The sequence below is a fragment of the Microbulbifer sp. SE14 genome (assembly GCF_059834885.1).
The window spans coordinates 1-24,040 of the sequence record NZ_JCBAJA010000012.1 but is presented as its reverse complement, the minus strand read 5'-3'; the positions used below and the strand labels follow the sequence as shown (position 1 = coordinate 24,040).

Below are 24,040 nucleotides of genomic sequence, written 5' to 3'. Positions count from 1 at the left end.
TCATTGGTTAATTTCGGACAGAGACAGTGAAGCCGGCGGACTGCAGAAGTGTCACCCTCAGCTATACGCGGGCGATTACCGCCGCCTTGAACAGCCTCGAGCTGGAAATCCCAACCCTGGCGAAAGAGATACTGTCCGGGATAGACGAAAACCAGCGGGTGCCGATCGGCGTGCAGGAACAGCTGTGGCTGGCGCTGGCGGAGGCCCACCCGGACCCGCTGCTGGGCGCAAAGCTGGGTCGGGCGATACACAGCAGCCAGATGGGCCTGGTGGGCTACCTGCTGATGACCCAGAAGACCCTCGGCGCCGCCATAGAGCAGCTGCTGATCTACCACCCGCTGGTGGGGGAAGGCGGCCGCTTCGAACTGCGCCGCGGCGCCCACCACGCGGATCTCTGCTATCTGCCCAACTATCTGCGCTGCGCCCAGCTGCGGGTGGAGACGGTGCTGTCCGCCTGCCTGGCCCAGGCCCGCAGCATGACCGGCCAGCCGTTCCGCGCCCAGTGCGTGCTGCTGGCCTACCCGGCGCCGTCGCTGGCGATACAGCAGCAGTACCAGCAGCTGCTCGGCACACCGGTGCAGTTCAATGCGCCGGTGTCGGGTATCCGCTTCCGCCCCCAGGACCTGGAGATTCCGCTGGTGGCCGCCGACCGGCAGGTGATGACGCGATTGAAGCCCGAGGCGGACGCGCTGCTGCGCGCCCTGACCAACAAGAGCCTGCAGCTGCAGGTGGCGCACCTGCTGCAGCAGGAACCGCAGCTGACCCGGGAACAGGTGGCCAGCCAGCTGTGCATCAGCCCGCGCCACCTGGGGCGCAAACTGCTGGAGGAAAATGCCAGCTTCCGCGCCATCCAGGACGAGGTGCGCAGCCACTACGCGCGCCAGTGGCTGCGCCAGGGGGACAGGAACAATGCGGAGATAGCCGCGGCGCTGGGCTACTGCGACGAGAGCGCCTTCGGCAAGGCGTTCCGGCGCTGGACCGGGGTTTCACCCAAGGCCTACAAGCGCGGGGAAGCCGTCAGTTGATTTGTAAGGGCGAACCTTGCGTTCGCCCGCCCGGGCATCGGTGCAATGCGCAGCGCTTATTGCACCCTACGGCCATCCCGCTTTAATTAACGCCGTCGTACCGGCGCAGGCCGGTATCCAGTTCGGGAGTATCTGGATACCGGCCTGCGCTGGAATGACGACAATACTCTGTAGGGAGCTATTCTTTCGAGTCCCCGGTCTACAGTTACCTAAAACCTCTGCAGACCCGGCTATGGAACCCATTGCGCTCGGCATTCCCTCTGGCGGCGACAGATCCGCGCCCTGCCTGCTGCTGCCGGAAATGGCCAGCCGCCACGGCATCGTCTGCGGTGCCACCGGCACCGGCAAGACGGTGACCCTGCGCCTGCTGGCAGAGCAGCTGAACCGCCGCGGCCTGCCGGTGTTCGTCACCGACTTCAAGGGCGACCTGAGCGGGCTCGCCGCCCCCGGCGGCGGCAACGCAAAGGTGGATGAGCGGCTGCCGCTGTTCGGCCTCGACAGCAGCTACTTCCGCGCCAGCCCGGTGGAACTCTGGGGGCCGGGCGCCCTGCCCCTGCGCACCACCATCTCCGAACTGGGTCCGGAACTGCTGGCGCAGATGCTGGACCTGAACGACAACCAGGCCGGCCTGCTGCAGCTGCTGTTCAGGATTGCCGACGAGCGGGGACTGCTACTGCTCGACTGGAAGGACCTGCAGTCGCTGCTGCAGTTCGCCGAAAACGAGCGCCAAAACCTGGCCCAGCACTACGGCAATATCTCCCCGGCCAGCCTCGGCGCCATCAAACGCAAGTTTCTCGCCATAGAGCGCGACGGCGCGGACGCGCTGTTCGGCGAGCCGGCGCTGGACCTGAACGACTTGCTGGACAGCGCAAAAATCCATTTGCTCGACGCCAGCAGAATGCATCCCCGCGTCTACGGTATTTTGCTGCTGTGGCTGCTGGCGGAACTCTACGAAACCCTGCCCGAGGCCGGCGGCCAGCTGGAAATCGCACTCTTCTTTGACGAAGCCCACCTGCTGTTCGACGAGCTGCCGAAAAACCTGCTCGGCGAAGTGGAGCAGATCGTCAAGCTGATCCGCTCCCGCGGCGTGGGGGTTTTCTTCGTCACCCAGAGCCCGCTGGATATTCCCGAGGCGATACTGGCGCAGATGGGCAACCGCATCCAGCACGCGCTGCGCGCCTATACGCCCAAGGAGCAGCGCGCAGTCAAGGCCGCCACCAACAGCTTTCGCGTCAATCCGAATTTCGACAGCGCCGCGGTGATCGGCCAACTGGCCGTGGGCGAGGCACTGGTCTCCTGCCTGGACAAGGACGGCGTACCGCAACCGGTGGAGCGCGCATTGATTCACCCGCCCGCCAGCCGCCTGTCGCCGCTGGGCGAGCAGGAAATACGGCAGTTGCTCGCCGGCAGCGCGCTGGCGGACAAATACCGCCAATCCCAGGATCGCGACTCCGCCTACGAGCAGCTGCAGAAGAGACAGGAAGAGACGCAGCGCGGAGCGGCTGCAGAGGAGAAAACGGAAAAGGCCGAACGCAAAGACGGAAGCGAACTGGACAGGGCGCTTTCCAGAATGGCCAACAGTTTCGGCCGCCAGCTGGGGCGGGAACTAGTGCGCGGACTGCTGGGCGCCCTCAGCGGCCGCCGCCGCTAGAAATTCATTCAGTTCCGGCAGCAGCGGCGCCAGGGATTTGTACTTCGATTCCTCCGGTGACAGGCGCTCGACCGCGCGGCGCAACGAAACCAGTGCCCCCGGCACCGCCCGCAGATCCTCGAGCGGATCGATCATCACGCGAATGCTGAACGCCACGGCGCCGCTCTCCGGCAGGCGGCGCAGCGACTGGCGCTCGACGCGCAGATAGAGTTTTCCCTCCGCATTTGCCGACTCGCCGCGCTGGGTCAGTTCGGTGGAATTGACCACCGACCAGTTGGCCCGCCACACCGGGTAGTCCGGCAACAGGTGCTCGAAGAAGCGCGCCACCTGAGTGGAGAGCTTTTCCCTGAATCCGGGCACGGGGCCGTGAATCACATCCAGCGGCCGATCGATCTTTTCCTCCAGGCGCCAGTAGCTGGGCGCGGCCAGGGAAGCGGCGGTGAGTTCGTAGCCGTGCCTGCCCGGCTGCAGCAGGCAGAGGTCGTCGGCGACCCAGAGGCTGGCGCTCCACAAGGGCTCTGCGTCATCCGCCAACGGCCAGCACAGGGAGGCGCCGTCGGCCCGCCACTGCAGCCGGCTGGCACCGGCAAAGTAATCCCGCCGGTGGTCCCGGCGCAGGTGCCGCAGCAGTAACCGGCGCAGCTCCCGCTGCGCGGCAAGGGACTGCGGCAATTGGGCGAATACCCTGTCGCCGAGATGGCGCCGCGCGCGCAGTTTGTTGTGGAAGTAGTTGGGCAGGTTCGGGCAGGGCTGGATCCACTGCGACTGATCGAGTCGCTGCAGGCCCATATGCACCATATCCGATGACTGCATAAAGGGCAGGATCATCCCGTGGCCGCACTGGGCGTAGCGGCGGTCCGGATCGGGCTTCACGGGAGGCATATCGAAGATTCGATTGTAGGAGCGGCGGGGCGGCCATCCGCCCCGCCGCTCCTACAAGGTGGCGTTCAGCGCGCCGCAGTCTGCTCGGCAGTCGCCGCGCGCAGCGCCGCCAGGTCTTCCAGCCAGACGATATCCTGCACCGCCACCTGCTGGCCGGTCGCCGAGGACAGGGCCGCGCCCAGTTGCTGCAGGTCATCGCCCGCCAGGCTGTCGAGGGGCAGCTGCAGCCACACCTGGCCCTGCTGGTCGATCACCTTCTGCACCTTGTCGGGATCCACGCTGCTCACGTGGCGGTCGATGGCGGAACTGCCACCCGGGGGCAGGTAGATGGTGCCGTTGGTGAAGTCGACGGCAAAGGCCACAATCCCCGGCAGTATGCCGAACAGCAGCCCTGCGCCGTCCAGGATCACCACCACCGGATCCACGCGACCGCCCTGTTGGCCCTTGCGCTCCGGGTAGAGGAAATAGCCGCAGGCGGTCAGGTTCATCATCAGTAACAGCAGGCAGCTGGCGGCGACGCCGCGCTTGACGCTTCTATTCATGACTTATCTCTTTCTGGTGCATAGACAGGCCGGTTAGCTTACCGAAACCGCGCCCGGGCCGGAAGTGGCGCCGGGCGCCACATATGAGGCTCAGATCCCAAAACGGAGTTCGGGTTCCGCGGCAAACTGGTTAAAAGTTAACCAAATCTGCGCCAACCTGTTGAACCTTTTCACAAAACTCCCGAAGCACTGCCTAAACTTTGATCAGCACCAGCTGCGAGTTGTCAGGGAGAAGTACACGATTTCTGACGGTGCGTAGTCGAGCACCTGTGATCAGGCCGGGCAGTGAGCAGTCGCCGGGGTCCGTCACCGGAAATTTTAGGGAGCAGTAATCGCAGCGGGTGCCGCCAGGGAATGGCAAAAGCACGGTATCGGTTTCGGTACCGTGCTTTTTTATTGGGCCCACCTTTGTCATTTTGTTTTGCCCGCAGTTTTCCCACCGGTCCCTTCCCCTGTATCCTGCCCGCGAAAAATTGACTGGAGCCCATTCATGTACATCACCTGCGATTTCGACAGCGGCAATATCGAAGTCATCAACGCCAACAGCAGCCCGGTGGAACTGGCCATCCGCCAGGACAACAACTCCGATTTCTACCAATGGTTCCACTTCCGCCTGGAGGGCGAGGTGGGCGAGCGCTATCCGCTGCGCATCGTCAACGCCGGCAAGGCGGCCTACCCGGAGGGCTGGGAAAACTACCGCGTCTGCGCTTCCTACGACCGCCAGAACTGGTTCCGCATCGGCGCAGAGTACGACGGCAAGACCCTGGACTTCACCGTGGAGCTGGACAGGCCGGCCATCTACCTGGCCTATTTCGCCCCCTTCTCCTGGGAGCGCCACCTGGACCTGCTGGCCTGGGCCCAACTGGACGACCGGGTACAGCTTGAAACCCTGGGCAAGACCCTGGACGGCCGCGACATGAGCCTGCTGACCGTGGGCGACGCCGAGACGGCAAAACACCGGGTGTGGATGATCGCGCGCCAGCACCCCGGCGAAACCATGGCGGAATGGTTTGTGGAGGGCTTCCTTGAGGCGCTGCTGGACGACGCCAACCCGTCCGCGCAGACACTGCTCAAGGACACCGTTTTCTACATAGTGCCGAACATGAACCCGGACGGCAGCGTGCGCGGCCACCTGCGCACCAATGCCGTCGGCGCCAACCTGAACCGGGAATGGCTCGATCCCAGCATGGAGCGCAGCCCCGAGGTCTACCTGGTGCGGGAGAAGATGCTGGAAGTGGGCGGCGATCTCTTCCTCGATATCCACGGTGACGAGGCCCTGCCCTTCAACTTTGTCGCCGCCTGCGAGGGCATCCCCGGCTACGACGAGCGCCACGCCAAGCTGGAGGAGACCTTCAAGCGCGCCTTCGTCGCCGCCAGCCCGGACTTCCAGACCGAGCGCGGCTACGAACTGGACAAGCCCGGCGAGGCCAATATGACCGTCGGCACCAACTGGTGCGGCCACCAGTTCCGCACCCTGGCGCTGACCCTGGAGATGCCCTTCAAGGACAACGAAAACCTGCCGGACCCGATCGAGGGCTGGTCCCCGGCGCGCAGCCAGCAGCTGGCGCGGGATATCTTCCTGCCGATCCGCGAGACACTGAAGATTCTCTAATCGCCTTTACCCTGTAGGAGCGGCCGTTGGCCGCGATCGGACCGGGGGATTCTCCCACCACCGATCGCGGCCAACAGCCGCTCCTACACAGGATAGAAACTGTTTAATCCGACACTTCCAGTTCAGCAAGCATACGCTGTAAGCGCTCTGCCTCTGGTCGGCCTTCCAGATCCATTAATAGTGGCGTCGCCACCTCCGCAAAATAATCAATGTTCTTTTGTTGGTATAACGCTTTAGCCAGGTCGAGTGCAATAACTGGCTCCCGGGGAGCGCGGAGATATGCCTGCTCCAGCATTTCCGTATACTTTTCTCCAGGGTAGCCGAGGCTCCTCATCGCCAGCGCAAGGCCGTACCAGTGCGGGGCGTACTCTTCATTATTGTTTACCAGATAGACAAATTGATCCCGGATACTTCTGAGCACACCTTCGTCCCTTCCCTGTTCATTGTGCTGCAGTTGCCGATACAGTTGCAGCCAGGCCCAGGGTGAACGGAACCAGATACTCTCACGCAGGGCTTGAGGCACCGAGTCCAACAGTTGCTCGGCAGCATCCAGATTGCCTGCGCTTATCTCGGCCTCGGCCAAGCTGGCCTTCAACTTAGCGATTTCACCTCCGTCCTCTGAAACCTGTTGCACGAGCAACCTGAGCTGTTCCCTCCTGCCAGGCACATCGGCAAGATACTGCGCTATTGCCTTAATCGCCTGGGGTTTGGCCAGCAAATCCACTTTTATCCGGGGTGCCTCATAACCCTTGGGCATAGCAGCCGAGCGCATCGGGAACTTTTTGTGGAACTGGCGACGATACGCATCCTCAATAGCGCCAATCGACATCGACAATGCCATCTCAAGCGCCTTGACCGGATCGGCACCCTGCTGATACATACGCAGATACTCGCCGAACTCCTCCGCCTTGCCACTGCTCAAAAGCAGCCAGTGCGCCAACATCCAGCCACTGGCGTAGAGGCGAGCATGATCGCGCTTGCGCCCCGCTTTGGGAGTCAAGCGCAGCAATTGTTCAAGCGGCATGGGTCGCATATGGACCAGTGTCGCGGCACGGCTCGCCGGCGGAGTGCCTATCTCGAATCGACCATCATCGGTAAAACTCATGGTCGATATCACCTCTGCAAACCCCTCCCTGTACCAGTAGGGATACCGCTGAGTCCCGCTGCTGCTAGTCAGGAAGTGCGTGTACTCGTGAAAAAGAAACTCGCGCGCAGGATGTACCGCATAGAATCGGCGGCCGTCCATATTGATCAGTGCATAGCTGCCCCCGGCGGTACTGTTGTAGACACCGCCCGTATTAAGCGACATCTCGCTGCCGACCATAGCCGCATAGGTGGCGCGATCGGCCGCGGCGATAATCGTCAGCCGCTGCGAATCACCCGGAATCTGCAGCAGCGACAGCGCCGCCACGCGAAAAGCTTCCAGATCTCGTGCGAGATTTTCTATCTCCATCCGCTCTCCATTGGAGATGATATGGAAACTCGGCGAGTCCACTTGATACCAGCGAGAGTCCATCAGTCTCGCGGCATCCGCTGCCGCCAGTGGCGGCAGAAAAACAATAATAGCAAACAATAAAATTAAACAGCGCATTTTTCTTACGTATTTATATTGTCATTCTGATCCCGCCCAGAAGCTCCCTAGTGAAGAAAATATTCTTACGCAACCAACGCTGCGTAGCACAAAAATACTCCCAAAGAAAAAAGAAGATACCTAACCAAATCATCCTCTCCTTTCCTAAAAACAGTATTTGGGAATCTAGGCAATGGCATATCCTTCCCAAAAAAGAACGGAATTAGAAACCAATGCAACCCCAGAACAAATAATAGAGCCCCAAGCAATCCTCCTTCAGTAAACAAGCTACCAGATATCAGCCTAAACACGACAAATACCGTAAGACAGATAACCCACACATGGATCACTCGTATTTTGTGCATGTAAAACAATCCTGCCCTAACAATTGCTCTGTCAATTTAGACATTCCCATACTAGCAGCATTTTGCATATAAGCGTTCTCTACCCCGACCTGTTTGATGAACTTAGTAGTCCCCTCACCCGCCAATAGAGAGGAGGCCATAATCGCAGCATCGCCGTATGCACCACTTTTCGCCGCCACTCCTATTTCTACTACTGTATGGATATCTGAAGCAAGCCTCACAGACCTATATGGAATGGTTGCCAGATCAACTGTAGCCTGTATTCCATTCCTTAAATCCTCAGTCTCATCACTTACCCACCACTTAGGAAGCTCTTTGCTGATAATTTCAAAAGGACTTAGGCCTGTCCCCACATTTGTATTATCGCCATTACAAACACCCGTCTCACGGTCAGCGTTACAGACAACCTCCTCTATCTTCTCCTCTTCAGCAGAGCTATTTTCGTCATTTTCATTCCTTGAAGAACCGTCAACACTATTGCCTGGATCACCACCAAAAGAGCGGCCGACTCCCGGCGACCCATATCCGCTTTTCATATTATCAAACGAGATCGTTCCCCAACCGCTGGGTGTAGAAATCGGGGAGCCGAACACATTTACATCCCAGCCGTCACTACTGCCGTCCCTGTCGAACTTCTGGAGTGACAAATAACCACTTGGATCAGTGTATTGCAGCGGATTATTCAGCACGTAGCTGTACCGGTTCCAGCTCTGGCTATTGGCGGGCGCCTGAACAAATGGGTCAGGACTCAGGAAACGTCCAAGCTGCGGGTCGTAGATACGCCCATTCATATGGATAAGCCCCGTGCGATCCAGATGCTCGTGGCCGGTAAAGCCGCGCCTGGTGGTCAGCCCTTGGGTACTGAGCAGGTCCTCCAGCTCCTGCGCCTGGATTTCCCTCTGCCAATCGACACTCCTGCGCTTGCCGAAGGCATCGAATGCGGTATCCAGGATGATATTGCCGGCCTCGTCCGTGACCTTCTCGATGGAGCCGAGGTGATCGCGGTGCAGGTACTCCAGCGTTCCCACAGTAACACCGGTCAGATCCGTGGCGGCGATATGCAGGACATTGCCGTCGACGCGGGTCTTCTGGATGCGCTGGTAGTCCGGATCATTGGCCGGCAGCACATCTTCGTATTTACCGACAATAAACGCCTTCTCCGTAAATACTGTCTGTTCGGCGTCATCCCACCAGCTCGTCTCCCGGTAGAAGCGATGGCCATTGGGACCATACTTGAAGCTATCCCTGGCGGTCGGCGTTTGCGTGGCCTTGCTGTCACCGAGGGTAATTTCCACGGGCAGCTGGCGGGCGTTCCAGGTGATCCATTTGTCGTCGCCATTGGCAGCATCATAGTGCGTGATTGCGCCGTTGGCGTCGTAGTAGAGATAGTGCGCCACACCGCCGATCACTGCCTGGTTGACTGCATTCGGGCCGGCGCCGCCGCCCTGGCCGTATTGATAGCCGGTGACATTGGTATCACTCGTGTGGCTGCTGGTCTTGGCCAGAATATTGCCCAGCTTGTCATACTGTGTTGACAGTGTCCGCTGTACCGCGCCGTCCAGCGCAGTCTCTGCGCTGACCAGGCGATTCAGGGCGTCGTAGCCGAAGTGTTCCTGTTTGCTGATGGCGCCGTCATTGACCAGCCGGCTCTCCAGTGTGCCATTCGAACGCCACAGGTACTGGTTGTCCTGGATCTGGCTGGCACCCGCAGTGGCTATGGATTCCAGGTGGCCGGTATCGGCATTGTAGCTGCGGTTAGTCACCACGCTGTTGCCGTACACCTCCTCTTCCACACCGCCGAAAGCATTGACCGAATTGAAGGTCTTGAGCGGATTGGTGCCGTCGGTGATTTCATAGAGATACCCCTGACCATTGTACTGGTAGTGGGCCTCAATGCCACTCGGGTAGGCGACGAAGTTGAGACGCCCGTTGCCATCGTATCCGTAGCTGTGCTGGTAGCTGCGGCTTTCGCCGCCGACCAGGAGGCTGGTAGTGGCACCGCTCAGTTTGCCACCACTATAGCTGTAGTCCTCACGGAATACCGGAGAACCGTTTTCCACGTAGCTTCTGCTGGCCAGCTTGCCAACGGCACCTGCGGGATCGTACTCCCAGCTGGCAATGCCATCGGGGTCAGTTTGCTCTAACAGGCGTCCCAGTTTGTCGTACTGGTAGCTGATCATCTGCCCCTTGTTGTCCGACTGGCCGACAAGCTGTCCAAGGGCGTCGTAAACGGTGGTTACAGTCCCCAGGTTCGGATCAGTCAAACTGGTGCGATTGCCGGCCACATCGTACACAAAGGTCGATTCAGTATCCGGATCATTGTTAACGAGAACGGATTGCACCAAGCCCATGCCATCATGTTCAAAGGTGGTAGCAACCTCCTCGCTACCGCCTTCGGCATCGACAGTTTTGACCAAGTCGCCCATCAGGTTATAGAAGCGACTCCTTATCTGGGTTTCCTGGAACGCTCCGGCAGCATCATACACGTCCTCCTCAAGGGTCACCTTGACCTGGCTGCTTGCTGCGAGCGGTGAGTAGCTCGTGCGCACCTCGCCGTCGCCAGCCTTCTGTATGCGGACGACGCGATTGCGAATATCGTATTCGTAGATACTCAGCGGCTTGTACTGGCCGGCGAAATATGGTGCCGTCTCGAGGTACAAGCGTCCCGCAGTATCGTAGTTGTATTCACGGCGGGAAACAGTGCTGCCATCGAACGACTCCGTATCCTGCTGAACCATACGCCCGAGAATGTCGTAATAGCGCTCAACAGTGGGCGTAATCGCCGAACTGGTGGCCACTCGGTACGAAGCCAGCATATTCCCGTATACAGGGCACACGCCGCCGGCACAGAAATCATAGCTGGTGTTGAACACAACGCCGTCGGTATTGGTGCGCTGAACCTCGCGCCCGAACGGGTCATACTCGATTTCCGTAGTACGACTGTTGGCATCGGTCACAGAGGAGGGTTTTCCGAAGCGGGCGTCATAGCTGACACTGATCGACTGCCCCATGGCATTGGTAAAGATGCCGGGGTAACGCTTGTCGGTGTAACTATCGGCCAGTGAACTGCGACTCTCGATACCGGCACCCGCAGTGGTTTCGCTCAGCAAGTTACCAGCGGCATCATAGTCATAGGTGATCGTCAGTTCATTATCAGGATCACCGGGAAAGCGGGTAACGCTGCCTACCTTGCTGCTATCCCCAAGCGGGGTGGCAACAACCGTCTGCACCCGATCAGGTGTGGCTGTGATATCGCCATCGTAATGGCTTACTTCCCTGCCGCTGGCAAAGCCTACCACCCAGGGGCTTGTGCGGTTATTAAAGGTGATCGCCGTTTCTGTGCTGCGCTTCACACCACTCGCCGTAGCCGAAGCAACCTCGCCCCAGAAGCTTTGGGCTGTTGAAAAGTTGGCGCTCGCCGCAAACTTCGAGGTGTGGACCTCTCCGCTGATAAGTTCGCCGTAAGTACCATAGCTCGCCTTGGTTAGCTGGCTTGCATCCAGGCGGTAACCTATCACTTGGTTTCCTTCAATAGTCGCCTGAAGTTGCTGCTGCAGATACGGATAGTAAGTCGAGCCACTACCCACGTTCAGAACTTGCGCCTGGTGCAGGAATTGCTGCTGGGTCAGGACCTGCAGGTTGTCATCAAAATTTCCTTCATATTGCTGCAGGCGGGCCACCTTGCCGAAATACGGGAAGTCCTGGCGGAACTGTTTGTAGGTCACAACACCAGTTTCGACATCGTGAATCTTTTGCGCATAGTAGCCGAGGAAGCCCCAGTGGTTATCGCTCATCAGGCCCGTGCCCTGGTAGCTGTATCGGGTAACATGCCAGCCATCCGCATAGCCATTGGAACGGTGCACTTCACTCACCACACAGCGATACTCACCATTTACCGGCGCCAGCGGGCTGGCTCCAGGCGGGAGAATACCTTCACCGAAGGGCCGCTCGCTGAACAGTCCCTCAGTGGAGTTTTCACGGATCATAGTGTGGTAGAAACGGGTACTTTTACCCAAGCCGTCGATGACCTCGCCCACCCCGGTCTTGAAATCAATCGGGTTGGCCCCTTCGGGCTCAAGCCAGCTGAATTCGAGCGGGTTGAGGCACTCGCTAGCCAGACCACTTTCATCGTAGCCACACAACTGTACCTGCTTCAGGCGGCGATACCCCTCCGTTGCAGCCTCGCTGATAAGCCGGTATTCGCGGAGCAGCTTGCCATCCAGAGATACGTTGATATGGTGCAGCAATACCAACTGTTCCTGCTCGATTTCTCCGGCTTCCAAGGGCTGGGGCGGCGCATCACTGCGGGTTCCGTAAGAAAATTCTATTTTGGCATCGCCGCTATTCCCGTAGACGACTTCCAATGGATAGTTGATTCCCTCTACGGTATCTCGGTGATAACGGTAGGTCATCGTGTTGCCGAAGGCGTCGGTGGCCTTGTTCAAGCTCCAACCGAAATGGACAGAGTCGCCAGCCTTGAGCCGACTGTCCTGACTGTTACCATATTCCTGGACTCGGCCACTGGGCGTCGTTACCAGGAACCAGTTTTTACCATTGGTTTCCTTGAGTTCGATCAAGTTGAAGCTGTCGCGCAGAGTGCGATAGCGTGCGCCGGCCTGCCAATGAGAACCTGAGACAAGCACCAGAGGCTCGCCATCGAGGCACAAGGAGTCTGTGGTATCCAGCTGAATGGAGTCTGTGTTAGGACGATTCTTGACACAACGACGTATGGAACTAAAGCCAGTCAGCCTCCACCCATAGCCGAGAATATCTTCCGGCAGCACTTCATTGTTGCGCTCCCGGTAGCGCGCTCCCGAGTAGTGAATTCCGATATCCGGTATCAGGCCATTAACGCCAGGAGCAACCTGCATGGGTATGGAAACCACTGCATCCCCTTGGGTGGTTACATCAGCACTATATTCAATGCCGCCGGGACTGGTAGCCGGCGCCAAGCTGACTGCCGGGGCAATACCATCCAGGTTGTGCACATCGATCCAGGAACTGGTAGTCCACGAGGAGTAACAGGCATCGTCATTACAGGCGCGCACGCGATATCTATATTTATCGGCTATATCGCCGCGGGCTTCATGGATCTGGCTCAATGGGTTTGCGAGCTGAACGGCATGCCAACCATCATAGCCACATGTAGTCGCACCGGTCTTACATTCCCTTTCAAGTTCGAAAGAAGTAACGACTCCGGAAGGCATCTCCCATTCGATGTCGTAGTCGCCGAACTCGCTCTCTTCCGGTAGATTCCCGAATAGTGTCTGACCGGGGGGCGATAGCGGGATGTTTACAGGCACAGATTTTGTTGGAGACCAGGGACCGCATCCGCGACCATTGCAGGCGCGGGCCTGGAAACTGTAGGTACCTTCTGAACCTTCCGGCAGGTTGATGTCTTTCTTGGTGCTTAAACCCAGGTTGGTTATGCTGTTATCACTTTTGGTGCAACTCGCATCGCCCCAGGTTTTTCCAGGCGCCTTGCATTGGAGTTCATATCTGGTCACAGTATCAAACTGGCCACTCACAGAGCTCCAGGCAACTTGAAAGGCGGCAGTCTGAGTTCCCGATCCAGGTTGGGTAAATGCGCCCACCGGGTCCGGCTTGCGGTTGACTGTTATCGTGGAAGAAGTGCGCCAACTGCCGTAATTTTTAAGGCTGCCCGCTTGACCGTAGGCCCTCACCCGATACTTGTAGCTGCCATCGGCCAGTGCGCCAGACGATGGGACAGGAGTAGTGCGGGTGCTGGTGTCAGCTTTATAGTAGATTTGCGACCAAGCTCCCCCATCCTTTTGTTGTTGCACTTGATAGCCGGTAACTTTTGGAGTCGAAGGCGCCGCGCCCCAATTGACTTTAAACTGCCCATTCCTGTCCGTGCTGCCGCTGGTTACTTCCGTGAAGCTTATACTGGAAGGCGTTCCTGGTTTCAGGGCTACGGTGACAGAGCGGGAAACCCTCTGCCACCCGTCCGGCTCTATGCAGAAGCCGCCATTAAACATGTAGCAGCTAGTGTAAGCGCTATATGAAATGGTGTAGACGCCAGAATCTAGCGCCGTAAAATCCACATAGGATCTGGAATCCATATTGTAAGTGCCACTATTGCCCGGGCCACTTACCGACAGTCGCCGAACATAGGCGCCACCGGAAACGCTGATCTGGAAGGTCGCATTGGTGGTTTCTGTTGGCGCGATGATGCTCAGTGCCGCCAATACATCCGATGCCACAAGAAGTAGCAAGCCCCCCGTCAGAGCACGCACAAGTGTCCCCATTACACTCTTACCTTTAAACCAAGCCTTATTTGTATTGTTCAAGTAATAAACAATGCCCCACTCGCGAACATCCGTGACAAGCCTCCACATTATTTTTCTCGAGACCTAACCACCAAGCACGGCCGCCAAGATCTGTATATTTTTCAGCCATTTTCGCGCTTGAAACACATTTAGTACGATCGTTCGCTAACATCCAAGATTATTCCAGCGCGGCGCGTATTTCAACGCAAAACGACCCCTCGGTCGCTCAATATTTGAGCAGATTTCTCTATGGGTGAAGAGTATTCAATAGGTTGGAGAAGGTGGATGTGGATTAACGGGATCAGGGAGCGAAACAGTGTCCAGCGCACCGGCTGATATGAGGGCGGTGATAGGCGCCCCATACAATCCAGAACAATATTTCTGCACGGCCCGGAATATTCAGCACAGAATCCTTCGGCCCCCGGCGCGCTTTTTGCTACCTTATCCGACTCAGAATAAGAGTCACAGGATAAATCCATGAGAATACCCACCCTCTGGCGCCGCCTCGGCCTGGCGGTCGCCGTGTCCGGCGCGCTGGCTGCCTGCGGCAAAGACGCCTCGACACCGGAACCGGAAACCTCCGCGGAAACCGCACCGCAAACGGAACAAACCGAACAGCAGGTGCAGCAGCCCGAGAGCGCCGCGACATCCGCCAAGCCGCAGCTCAGCGACGCGGAACAGGCCCAGGTAAACGCCATGGCCGCGGACCTGCACAGGCACGTCGAGGTACTGGCCTCCGACGAGTTCGAGGGCCGCGCCCCCGCCACCAGGGGCGAGGAGCTGACCGTCACCTACCTGGCAGAGCAGTTCGAGGCCCTGGGCCTGGAGCCGGGCGCCGTGGACGCCGACGGCAAGCCCAGCTGGTTCCAGCAGGTACCGGTGGTGGAAATGCAGATAGAAACCACGCCGCTGGAGATCAAAGGCGAAGGCTTCGACAAGAAACTGCAGCCACTGACCGATATGGTCGCTTTCACCCAGCGCCAGACAGACTCCACCGAGCTGAAGGACAGCGAGCTGGTATTCGTCGGCTACGGCATAGTCGCGCCGGAGAACGACTGGAACGACTACGCCGGCCTGGATATGGCCGGCAAGACCGCGGTGATTCTGGTCAACGATCCCGGCTACGCCACCCAGGACAAGGCACTGTTCAACGGCAACGCCATGACCTACTACGGCCGCTGGAGCTACAAGTTCGAGGAGGCCGCCCGCCAGGGTGCCGCCGGCGCCATCGTCATTCACGAGACCGGCGCCGCCGGCTATCCCTGGGAGGTGGTCAGCGGCAGCTGGTCCGGCGCCCAGATCAGCCTGGCCGCCGACGACAAGAACGCCGACCGCGTGGCCGTGGAGGCCTGGATGACCGGCGACGCCGCCAAGGAAGTGTTCGAGGCCGCCGGCCTGGACCTGGCCGCGGAGATGGATTCGGCCAAGACCCGCGGCTTCAAGCCCAAGCCCCTGGGCCTGACCGCCAGCGTCGAGTTGAAAAACGAACTGCGGACCTCCGACTCCCGCAACGTGGTGGCCAAGCTGCCCGGCAGGAAATACCCGGACGAAGCGGTCATCTACACCGCCCACTGGGACCACCTGGGCGTCAATGAGAATGCCGAGGGCGAGGACAAGGTCTTCAACGGCGCCGTGGACAATGCCACCGGCACCGCCGGCCTGCTGGCCATGGCCCGCCAGGCCGCGGAAATGGACCAGCGCCCGGACCGCTCGCTGGTGTTCGTCGCCGTCACCGCCGAGGAATCTGGCCTGCTCGGCTCCAAGTACTACGCGGAGAACCCGGTGGTGCCGCTGGAGAAGACCGTCGCCGGTATCAACTTCGACGCCATGGGCGTGCTGGGCCCGATGCGCGACGTGATCGTGGTCGGCTACGGCAACAGCGAACTGGAAAAACTGCTGGAGAAGGCGGCGGAAGAACAGGGCCGCTATCTGGCACCGGAAGAGCACCCGGAGCGCGGCTACTACTACCGCTCGGATCACTTCAGCCTGGCGAAGAAGGGCGTGCCCATGCTGTATTTCGATTCCGGCAGCGACAGCTTCGAGCACGGCCGCGAGTGGGCACAGAAGAAGGGCGAGGAGTACACCGCCCACGCCTACCACAAGCCGGACGACGAGTACGATCCACAGTGGAACCTGAAGGGCGCCGCCATGGACCTGCAGCTGGGCCTGCAACTGGGCCTGGAACTGGCCAACAGCCGCGACTGGCCCAACTGGTATCAAGGCAACGAATTCCGCGCGATTCGCGATGCCAGTGCGGACAGCAGGAAATAACTGAACTGCCCTTGTAGGAGCGGCCCGTGGCCGCGATCGATATCCGGGGCAACCGGAAGGTCCGATCGCGGCCATGGGCCGCTCCTACATGAGGTAATTAGCCGGCGTAGGCGGCTTCGATAGCGGCGATATCGATCTTCTTCATCTGCATCATCGCCTGCATCACACTACTCGCCTTGGCCGGATCCGGATCAAACATCTTCTCTCCCAGCACCCTGGGGATAACCTGCCAGGAAATCCCGAACTTGTCCGTCAACCAACCGCACGGCTGCTCCTCTCCGCCCTCGGTGAGCCTGGCCCACAGCCAGTCCACTTCCGCCTGGTTCTCACAGGAAACAAACAGGGAAATGGCCGGGGTAAACTGGAACTGCGGACCGCCGTTGATCGCCACGAAGTCCTGCCCTTCCAGTTGGAAATCGATCCCCATCACCGAACCGGCGGGTGCTGGTCCGCCCTCCGGCGCGCGGCGTACCGTCACTACGCGGGAGTTATTGAAAATACCGGTATAGAACTCCACCGCCTGTTCGGCCCGGCCGTCAAACCACAAAAACGGAGTGATCTTTTGCATCTTCTGTTTCTCCTCGTTTTCCTCTTGGCAGTAGCCAAAAACGTTTACAGTTCCATCATCATCTCGAAACCGCCCCAGAACATGCGCTTGCCGTCGAAGGGCAGATCCTTCGGATCCATCATGTGGGCGAGGCGCGGGTCCTTCATGACCTTCTCATTGATCTCGTCGCGCTTCTCGCGGGATTCGTAGACGATCCAGGAAAAAATCACCGTTTCGCCCTCCTCCAGCTTTACGCTCTGCGGAAAGGAAGTCACCTCCCCCGGGTTCACATCCTCGGCCACGCACTCCACATACTGCAGCGCGCCATACTCCCTCCACACCTCACCGGCCTCCCGCGCCATCTTGCGGTAGGCGTCGAGATTCTTCCTGGGTACCGGCAGTACAAATCCATCTACATAACGTGCCATCGTAAAGACTCCTTTTATTGAGTGCCGCAGGGTGCGCCGTGCGCACCACATCCGGGTTGGTGGGGGTTTCCGCATCTTGCGGTGCGCACGGCGCACCCTACTTTCAGGACTGCATGGCCTTGAACTCGGCGGCGGCCTCCTGCACATCCTCGGGGAAGTCCTCGAACTCCTGCACCTGGCGCAACTCGATAACCTCGTTGTCCGAAGCCGGGCAACGCTTGGCCCACTCGATGGCCTCCTCCTTGGACGCCACATCGATCATCCAGAAACCGCCCAGCACCTCATTGGTCTCCACGAAGGGGCCGTCGGTCACCGTGGTTTTGCCGCCGCTGAAGGACACCCGCGCGCCCATGGAGAGCGGATGCAGCCCCTCCAGGCTGACCAGCACCCCGGCCTCCTGCAACTCGGCGTTGTACTTCATCATCGCCTCCACAGCCGCCGCATCCGGCATGGTGCCCGGCTCCGCCTTCTCGTAGCCCTTGGGGATCATCAACATCATAAAGCGCATTTCGGCTCTCCTTTTGCAACAGTCAAAGCTCAGTGGATGTGTTCTCGACCGCAATGGCCGATTTACACCATAGTCGAGTGGCGCGACCGGGTTTCGACACAGTCGCCATATTTCTTTACCGGCGACTGTTTGGGCGCCAGTCGGGTTGCCCCGCGCGACGGCCCGGGGGCGGCAGGTTGCGGACTGTCTATACTCACCGTCGCAGCTGGCACTCACGTCCCTGTCGCTGGTGCCCGACTCGGCCCTGTTCACGTTTTCGCGAGTGGAAATACCATGACTCCGGAACTCGTCTCCCTGCTCAACAGCTATTCGGTCCCCGCCGGACTCTGCGATGACCTCGGGAACTGGGTCGCGCTCAACGGCAAACTGCAGAAACTCCTGGCCACTTCCCTCCGCGACAATCTGTCGGGCTATATCGCCAGTGAAAGCGAATGGCAAAATTCCTGGAATAGCGTCCGCAGGAACCGCCAGATCAGCCTGCCGAACACCCGCTTCAAGGCTCCCCTGGCGGAGAGGTTCGCCCAGGTGACACGCATCGACTTTCTCGGCGCGGACAACGCCAATTACCTGATCGAGTTCTACTGCCGCAGCGGAGAGGCGCAGGTGCCCGCGCGCGCGCGAATCCTGCCGTGTGGAGAAGAGCGGGAAAACCGCCGCGCAGTCACCCGCAAATGGGAGTTGCAGCAGATGGCGAGAGTACCCCGCATAGATGCCCTGACCGGGCTGCCCGACAAGTCGGCGTTCGAGCGCCAGCTCAGCCACCACTGGAACCTGGCCCTGTGCCAGCGCACGTCGCTGGCGCTGCTGCTGATCGAGGTGGACTTTATCCAGTCCCCGGACGATGCCCTGGCGCGCGCGCGGGGCGACAGTATCCTGCAGCGCATTGCGATCTGCCTGCAGGAAAATCTCGGCCGCTGGAACGACTTCGCGGCGCGGACCGGCGATAGATCCTTTGCGGTTGTGCTACCGGGAACGGACAGGAGAGGCGCCACCGCCATGGCCGAGCGGCTGCTCGAGGCCGCGTCGGCACTGGAAACAGGCGAACCGCCGGCAGCGGCTGGCCCCCCGATTGCTCTCGCCATCGGCAGCCACAGCTGCCGGCCGGCACCGGCGGCCAGCGCAACAGCGCTTGTCGAATGTGCGCAAAGCGCGCTTCGCCGCGCGCGGGATACAAGGGGTAGCTGCGCCCTCGCCTACACCCAGGCCGCCGCACGCACAGAAGCGGCAACCTGAGCGGCGCCTCAGCGCAGGTCAAGCTCCAACACACACTCGCCGCGGCGGATCATTTCGATCAGCTCATCCCGGCGGTTCTCCATCATGTCGAGTAACGGCGGCGGCAGGAAAGTGCCTTCGACGTTGTAGAGCGCCCACAGGGCGAACTCGATCACGGTCGGCGCCAGGGCCCGGCCGGCACCGGTGAGTTCATAGATAAACTTTTTGCCGTGATCGGGGTGCGGGCGCTTGCTGACGATGCCGGCGCGTTGCAGGCGCTGCAACCGGTCGCTGAGAATATTGGTGGAGATACCCTCGCCCGCGGCGAGGAAATGGCGGAACTCCCGGCGGTTGGTAACCATCAGGTCGCGAATGATCAACAGCGTCCAGCGATCGCCGAGGATTTCGAGGCCGTTGGCCAGGGCACAGGGGGAGCGCCTGGTTTCGGGGGAGGTATTGAGACAGTCGGGCATAAAATCAGTTTAAAAAATATACTTGCATTCTGCAATCAAGTCGCCTAACGTACTTGCGAAATGCAAGTATTAGCGAAATGAATTCGTGTCCCAAGCCAAAAGGAGATGATTGTCGTGAATATCTATAGCTTTCCCACCTTCAACCTGGTCAAGGTACTCCTTACCGCCGAAGAGCTCGGCCTCGATTACCAGCTGCATCTGCTGGACGCCGGCGCCGGCGAACACAAGGCACCCGAGCACCTGCAGCGCCATCCACTGGGCAAGGTCCCCGCGGTGGAAATCGACGGCAGCCACTATTTCGAGAGCAACACCATCTGCCGCCTGCTGGCCGAGCGCAACGGCAACCGGCTTTACGCGGATACGCCGGAGGCCCGGGCCCGGATCAGCCAGTGGGTCGATTTGATGACGTTGCATATCGGCCACCACCTGGCCACACTGACGTGGGAACAAGTAGTCAAACCCAAGGCGCTGGGCGGCAATCCCGATGGCGACACCATAGCGGAAGCCACACAGTTCCTGGCCGCCCAGCTCCCCGTCATCGAAAAACAGCTGTCCGCGCACCCATTCCTGACGGGCGACCAACTGACGATCGCCGACCTGATCGGCTTCAGCTACTGCCAGACCCACGAACTCACCTCGGCCAGCTTCGACGACTTCCCGGCGGTAATGGAGTGGTACCAGCGCATCAAGGGAAGACCGGCCTTTGAACGGGCGATGGAGCAACTCCCGGGCGGCAAGCTCTTCACCTTTCTCTAAATCCGAAGGCTAAAATATTTCCCGAAAGCAAAAAAGCCCGCCATTTCCGGCCGGGCTTTTTACGCCTCAAAGAAAAAGGTGGAGTACGCTCACAGCAACCACAAATACAGTGCCTCTACCCGCTGCTAATTCAGTTCACCTATCCAATCTACCCTTCCAAAAAGCATTTCAGCGAGCCAGTTTCGAATTTTCGAGTGATGTTCCGACCAGGCAGACCAAACCGACCAGGCCCAAAGTCGAACCAGTCGTGCATGCTCCTGCGAATTCACAGCCCGGCCAACATCGGAAACTGTCAACTCCCCTTTGCAACAAGGAGGAATCAGCCATTCAAACTGAATCTTTCGCTTGGCTGCCCTCCGAATGACCTTGGCCATTTCGCCTGGCTCCATCACTTCCTCAAAGAAGGCGCACAGACTGATCAGGTGAAGGGCGATAGAGCGGGCATTCGGCCGTGTCGCCTTGCCGGGATGCTGTACGGTATAAGCGTCTAAGGTCAGACGATCTACTATCTGGCAACCAAGGCTCCGGGATCCGCGCGCCATCACCATTCTGAAGCACGCCCAGCATCCCGACGACGCCCCCATATATCGATGTGTAGGCGCGTTAAACTCCGGAAACTGCGAGCCGCAGCCTATACAATTTACTTTGCTCATTTATTCCCTCTGGCACTCCAGGAAACATCTGTAGAATCGGGGATCAGGATAAAAAGACGAAATCACCATTCAAACACAGAAACGGGCGTCGAAGAAGTTATCAAACCTAATGCGTTCGCCGTCAGATCAGATGACAGCACTATTGAAGAGGCCAGAAAATGGAGACTTTACCACCCGCCCGGGCCCGGAACACCAGGCCGCCATATAATGATAGGAACCCGATCGACCAGATGAAAACCATCATAGATTTTTTAGAAAACGATCCGCTCTTGGCAGCAAATAATTCTCGTAATTGAGCGAGAGCGCCACCATACCAGTCTTACCGACTATCTCCTCCCGAGGCACAAAGCCAAACACCCGTGAATCCGCACTGTTGTCCCGATTGTCCCCCAATACCAAGTAGTGATCATCCGGCACCTGTACGGGGCCAAAGGACGATCAATGGCTCGGGGGGATATGGGTGCGGACAAGGTGCCTTACAGAGGAGTCGAGATACTCCCTGCGTACATTCCCGAGGGGGTCCAGGGCTTCATGTCGGATCCGCCGGCCGTTGATTTCCAGGCTGTTGTGTTGCATCGAGACCAGATCTCCGGGAAGTCCCACGACTCGCTTGACCATCCGATGGCCAGACTTTTTCGAATCGAAGACAACAATATCGCCACGCTCTGGGTTTGCCTTTCGATAGAGGGAAGTGGAGGTAAAAGGCACCCTGATATCGTAGGCCATCTTATCCACCAGAATATAATCGCCCTCCAATATGGTCGGCTTCATGGAGCCGCTCGGCACATGGTTCCAGTCCGCCACTGCACTGCGAAATACGCACATCAGTGCGATAAAAAGCAGAAAAGATCTATTGCCCTTCAGGAAACTCAACAGACACATCATCACACCTCTCGGAACTTAAACCGTTCTCAATATCATGTTCCTTCCATAGCTCAACTGTTAGCCAGTCTGATTTCCTATCATTGGCAAGTGAGTACCTTGGCGCGTCAAGATGGTCTCTCTCGAAACAACCGCCAGCAATTCCGACCTCTTCCGGAGTGTCCGAAAACTTCCAGTAGAGAGTTGTGCCACAGGTGCCACAGAAAAATCTCTGCTGCACCCCCTCCGATTGCTTGGAGTCGAACCCATAGATGCTTGAATCCCCTGAAATTTCTCGCACCTGCGATAGGCGAAAATACGTGGATATGCCAAAAGCACAGCCCGTTCTCCGCCGACAGTTGTTGCAATGGCATACTCCATATCGTATGGGATCTCCCGTGACCTCAATACTCAGTGACCCGCAGCAACATTGCGCTTTTGTCATATTTACCTCACAAACAACCAGGTAATTGTCAATCTGAACCCAAAACGCTCTTACGAATTTCTTTAGCGCCGTTGGAAATATACTGGCTAAGATCTACAAACTTCCTAGCACCTTCAGACCCGCGTCAGTGTTCAGCGGCTGGCGACACACCTGTGTGCCGCCATCAACCTCTAGCTATTTAGTGCCGAATTTCAATAAACTTTAATGCTAGCGGATATAAACGGAGCTATTCGACACGCTGATATTGGTACAAATTGGATCGCTTTCCGTTTCAACCCACGAAAATGACAGCTGACTGTCAGCATTGAGTGCGGCTATCGTTTGCAACTTTATCGGGTCGTAGGTTTGGCACCACGCGCTGTTTCCATCTGCATCATAGGCTACACAGAGAGCCCAGTGGCCAAGTTCGTCATCGTGTAGAGTGCAGCCGATAGACTGGGCACTATCGGCGCTGTGGCGCGCAGCGCTCAGGACACCGTAGGCACTTTTGCCATTATAATCGATAGCCACTTCCTTAGTAGCAGTGCTGCCGGCCATAGCAGTGCTTGATACGGCCATGGCGGCGGAGAGTATCAGGGCCTTTTTCATCATGGATCTGTCCTTGGTTTTAGTTGAAGAATCGCCATATCGGCGTAGTTATTGACAGAAGCTTCCAAAAAAATGTTTCTGCCGGAATGCGAACCAGTCGACCAAGCCTTCCGATGCGATCCCCGACGAAATCGGGGAAGCTTCCTGATCAATTTTTTCAAGATCGTATTTATCGGTAGTCTATAGTTCTAAACTATGAAGGTGCGGCGTGATATAAGACACAAACAGGCGATTTTGGACGACAAACTTCTCTGCTCAACTGCTAAAAGGATCGACGCTGTAAAAGGACTAATGCCGCAAACTGACAATCTGTAAGCAGTTGGAGCTCCCCAACCGCACGACTGACACAATGCTGTTAAATTGACAAAAAGACCTTTTTTTGGCCCAAACGGCTCGAATCAGGTTGCCGCCAGATTAATACCCTTGCCCAACTCTCTGATTGACCCACAACCTGTTAGAACCAGGCACTTATCGAAGAAAGCCCGTGAAGCCGCTATCGCATACCGTCAAATGCTCCAATTGGTCTCTTGCGGCATCCGAATTTCCTGCCCGAGGACGAGCGAAAGGCGTAGTGCTCACAGGGCATGCGATGATGGCCAATCGACGGACCCTGAATCGCCCACGGGGCGCCGGCCTCGCCAGCACTCTCGCAGAGGCAGGGCTTCACGTCTACACGTACGACCTGCGTGGTCACGGGGAAAATCACTGGAAATACGACGAACTTGTTCGCGACGACATTCCTGCAATGATCGCCTGGGCCCGCCCCTGCCACCCGGCTTTGCGCCTGGGACTTCTCAGCCTCAGCCTCGCCGGCCACGCCTCCCTATTCTCGCTGGGAATGATGCCGCGCGCTCCGGTAGACGCTCAGGTTCTCTATGCCACCAACCTGTGGCTGCCGAGTTTCGAGTCCAGGTACTGGAACTGGCTGCGCAGGCGGGCCACCCTGTTCGCATGGGAACAGCTGAGCAGGCCCCTGGGCTACTTTCCCGCACGTCGCCTGCGCACGGGCTCTGATAATGTGCCCCTCTCCTTTGTATCTGAACTTCGGCACTGGGCAGCCACCGACAGCTGCATTAGCCTTACGGACGGGACTGACTACCTGTCAGTGCGCAAAAATGTGAGGCAGCCGGTGCTGGCTGTTACCGGCGAACGGGACCGCTTTCTCTGTCCCTTCGAATACTGTCGATAGCTCCTCGAACCGGTACCCGACCACCGCATTCACAGCGTCCCCGGCGCAGATCATATGACATTACTACCTAGGTGGCAGCAAAGGATACAGCCGCCTCTTGGAAAAATGATTTCACGAGTTTCTTGTTTTTCTTAATGCTCTGCAAATCTTTATTGGCACGACTCATCAAAGA

General features: G+C 58.4%; 18 protein-coding genes and 1 pseudogene. 7 read left to right on the top strand and 12 right to left on the bottom strand.

What is annotated here, in order from left to right; all coding sequences use genetic code 11:
• Positions 1–26: 26 nt before the first annotated feature.
• Positions 27–1,025 carry an AraC family transcriptional regulator gene (locus AC6R19_RS10185; protein WP_500579714.1) on the top strand — a complete coding sequence of 333 codons (999 nt, stop codon included), beginning with the start codon at positions 27–29 and terminating at the stop codon, positions 1,023–1,025.
• A gap of 232 nt (positions 1,026–1,257) precedes the next feature.
• Positions 1,258–2,676: a helicase HerA-like domain-containing protein gene (locus AC6R19_RS10180; protein WP_500579713.1), complete on the top strand. Its 1,419-nt coding sequence runs from the start codon at positions 1,258–1,260 to the stop codon at positions 2,674–2,676.
• Here the strand turns inward: AC6R19_RS10180 and AC6R19_RS10175 are convergent.
• Positions 2,632–3,558, bottom strand: coding sequence for a heme-dependent oxidative N-demethylase family protein (locus AC6R19_RS10175; RefSeq protein ID WP_500579712.1), 927 nt, complete (start codon positions 3,556–3,558; stop codon positions 2,632–2,634). The two genes, AC6R19_RS10180 and AC6R19_RS10175, sit on opposite strands and share 45 nt — an antisense overlap.
• 65 nt (positions 3,559–3,623) lie before the next feature.
• Complete coding sequence (locus AC6R19_RS10170) at positions 3,624–4,100, bottom strand: hypothetical protein (RefSeq protein ID WP_500579711.1); 477 nt, start codon at positions 4,098–4,100, stop codon at positions 3,624–3,626.
• Positions 4,101–4,590: 490 nt separating this feature from the next.
• Here AC6R19_RS10170 and AC6R19_RS10165 point away from each other — a divergent pair, with 490 nt between their 5' ends.
• Complete coding sequence (locus AC6R19_RS10165) at positions 4,591–5,712, top strand: M14 family metallopeptidase (RefSeq protein ID WP_500579710.1); 1,122 nt, start codon at positions 4,591–4,593, stop codon at positions 5,710–5,712.
• Between the two features lie 103 nt (positions 5,713–5,815).
• Here the strand turns inward: AC6R19_RS10165 and AC6R19_RS10160 are convergent, their stop codons facing one another.
• Both AC6R19_RS10160 and AC6R19_RS10155 read right to left on the bottom strand, forming a co-directional pair.
• Positions 5,816–7,303, bottom strand: coding sequence for a hypothetical protein (locus AC6R19_RS10160; protein WP_500579709.1), 1,488 nt, complete (start codon positions 7,301–7,303; stop codon positions 5,816–5,818).
• Positions 7,304–7,628: 325 nt separating this feature from the next.
• Positions 7,629–13,904 (bottom strand): RHS repeat-associated core domain-containing protein, encoded by a 6,276-nt coding sequence (locus tag AC6R19_RS10155; protein ID WP_500579708.1) that lies wholly within the window; start codon positions 13,902–13,904, stop codon positions 7,629–7,631.
• Between the two features lie 510 nt (positions 13,905–14,414).
• Here AC6R19_RS10155 and AC6R19_RS10150 point away from each other — a divergent pair.
• The gene (locus AC6R19_RS10150) at positions 14,415–16,208 is read left to right on the top strand and encodes a M28 family metallopeptidase (protein ID WP_500579707.1); all 1,794 of its coding nucleotides are present in this window, start codon (positions 14,415–14,417) and stop codon (positions 16,206–16,208) included.
• Positions 16,209–16,305: 97 nt separating this feature from the next.
• On the opposite strand, the gene AC6R19_RS10145 is transcribed toward AC6R19_RS10150, so the two are convergent.
• From AC6R19_RS10145 to AC6R19_RS10135, 3 genes are all read right to left on the bottom strand, one after another.
• The gene (locus AC6R19_RS10145) at positions 16,306–16,776 is read right to left on the bottom strand and encodes a VOC family protein (RefSeq protein ID WP_500579706.1); all 471 of its coding nucleotides are present in this window, start codon (positions 16,774–16,776) and stop codon (positions 16,306–16,308) included.
• A 44-nt stretch (positions 16,777–16,820) separates the two neighbouring features.
• Complete coding sequence (locus AC6R19_RS10140; RefSeq protein WP_500579705.1) at positions 16,821–17,183, bottom strand: DUF1428 domain-containing protein; 363 nt, start codon at positions 17,181–17,183, stop codon at positions 16,821–16,823.
• A gap of 103 nt (positions 17,184–17,286) precedes the next feature.
• Complete coding sequence (locus AC6R19_RS10135) at positions 17,287–17,691, bottom strand: YciI family protein (protein WP_500579704.1); 405 nt, start codon at positions 17,689–17,691, stop codon at positions 17,287–17,289.
• Between the two features lie 273 nt (positions 17,692–17,964).
• Between AC6R19_RS10135 and AC6R19_RS10130 the strand changes: the two genes are divergently transcribed.
• Positions 17,965–18,924, top strand: coding sequence for a GGDEF domain-containing protein (locus AC6R19_RS10130; protein ID WP_500579703.1), 960 nt, complete (start codon positions 17,965–17,967; stop codon positions 18,922–18,924).
• Between the two features lie 8 nt (positions 18,925–18,932).
• Here AC6R19_RS10130 and AC6R19_RS10125 read toward each other — a convergent pair whose 3' ends face one another.
• Positions 18,933–19,376 carry a winged helix-turn-helix transcriptional regulator gene (locus AC6R19_RS10125; RefSeq protein WP_500579702.1) on the bottom strand — a complete coding sequence of 148 codons (444 nt, stop codon included), beginning with the start codon at positions 19,374–19,376 and terminating at the stop codon, positions 18,933–18,935.
• 114 nt (positions 19,377–19,490) lie between these two features.
• Between AC6R19_RS10125 and AC6R19_RS10120 the strand changes: the two genes are divergently transcribed.
• The gene (locus AC6R19_RS10120; protein WP_500579701.1) at positions 19,491–20,132 is read left to right on the top strand and encodes a glutathione S-transferase family protein; all 642 of its coding nucleotides are present in this window, start codon (positions 19,491–19,493) and stop codon (positions 20,130–20,132) included.
• Positions 20,133–20,257: 125 nt separating this feature from the next.
• Here AC6R19_RS10120 and AC6R19_RS10115 read toward each other — a convergent pair whose 3' ends face one another.
• From AC6R19_RS10115 to AC6R19_RS10100, 4 genes and pseudogenes are all read right to left on the bottom strand, one after another.
• Positions 20,258–20,785 carry a DUF5946 family protein gene (locus AC6R19_RS10115; protein WP_500579700.1) on the bottom strand — a complete coding sequence of 176 codons (528 nt, stop codon included), beginning with the start codon at positions 20,783–20,785 and terminating at the stop codon, positions 20,258–20,260.
• A 240-nt stretch (positions 20,786–21,025) separates the two neighbouring features.
• Positions 21,026–21,610, bottom strand: a pseudogene (gene lepB / locus AC6R19_RS10110) (signal peptidase I).
• A gap of 25 nt (positions 21,611–21,635) precedes the next feature.
• Positions 21,636–22,091 (bottom strand): GFA family protein, encoded by a 456-nt coding sequence (locus AC6R19_RS10105; protein WP_500579699.1) that lies wholly within the window; start codon positions 22,089–22,091, stop codon positions 21,636–21,638.
• A gap of 207 nt (positions 22,092–22,298) precedes the next feature.
• Complete coding sequence (locus tag AC6R19_RS10100; protein ID WP_500579698.1) at positions 22,299–22,682, bottom strand: hypothetical protein; 384 nt, start codon at positions 22,680–22,682, stop codon at positions 22,299–22,301.
• Positions 22,683–23,268: 586 nt separating this feature from the next.
• Here AC6R19_RS10100 and AC6R19_RS10095 point away from each other — a divergent pair.
• Complete coding sequence (locus AC6R19_RS10095; RefSeq protein WP_500579697.1) at positions 23,269–23,868, top strand: serine aminopeptidase domain-containing protein; 600 nt, start codon at positions 23,269–23,271, stop codon at positions 23,866–23,868.
• Positions 23,869–24,040 lie beyond the last annotated feature (172 nt).